The sequence below is a fragment of the Virgibacillus carmonensis genome (genome assembly GCF_057836705.1).
Genome location: NZ_JBYQFJ010000279.1, coordinates 1 through 593 on the forward strand (window position 1 = coordinate 1; position 593 = coordinate 593).

General features: G+C 35.1%; 2 protein-coding genes. Both read right to left on the reverse strand.

Annotated features, from left to right (window positions below):
• Positions 1-320: ATP-binding cassette domain-containing protein (locus tag AC3G7N_RS21865; protein WP_489424227.1), on the reverse strand; the 320-nt coding region annotated here is incomplete at its 3' end.
• The coding region (locus tag AC3G7N_RS21870) for an iron chelate uptake ABC transporter family permease subunit (RefSeq protein ID WP_489424228.1) at positions 314-593 on the reverse strand (280 nt) is incomplete at its 5' end. The genes AC3G7N_RS21870 and AC3G7N_RS21865, both read right to left, overlap by 7 nt.

Consider the following 593-nt stretch of genomic DNA (forward strand, 5'->3'; position numbering starts at 1 on the left):
TTTCCTTGTGAGTAAGGGAATCGCCCAAAGGAAACCAGTTCGCGAATCGTTAATCGTAAATTTATCGAATTTGATTGTTTTAATATCGAAATTTTCTTTGCTAAATCATTGTTCTTTGATTTTGTTATATCCTCGCCATCGATGGTAATATGCCCCGCATCCTTGGTAATCAATCTGCTGATCATGGAAATTAATGTACTTTTACCAGCACCATTTGGTCCGATAAAGGAGGTAATCGTACCCTTTTCAATTGTTAATGACACATCATCGACTACACTTTTATCGTTATACTTTTTAAACAAACCTTTAATATCTACCATGACTTATTCTCCTTTAATAAAAGATAAATAAAGTAAACACCACCAAAAAAGTTAATAATCACACTTATTGTTGTCTGAAATGTAAAGATTTCCTCCACAATGAATTGTCCGCCCAACAATGCGATAATACTGATTAGTGAGGATCCGATAATCAAATAAAAGTGCCGGTACGTTTTCAAAAATTCATACGCCAAATTGACTACCAGCAGCCCTAAAAACGTAATTGGCCCAATTAGTGCTGTGGCAATTGACAGTAGTATGGCAACAACAATC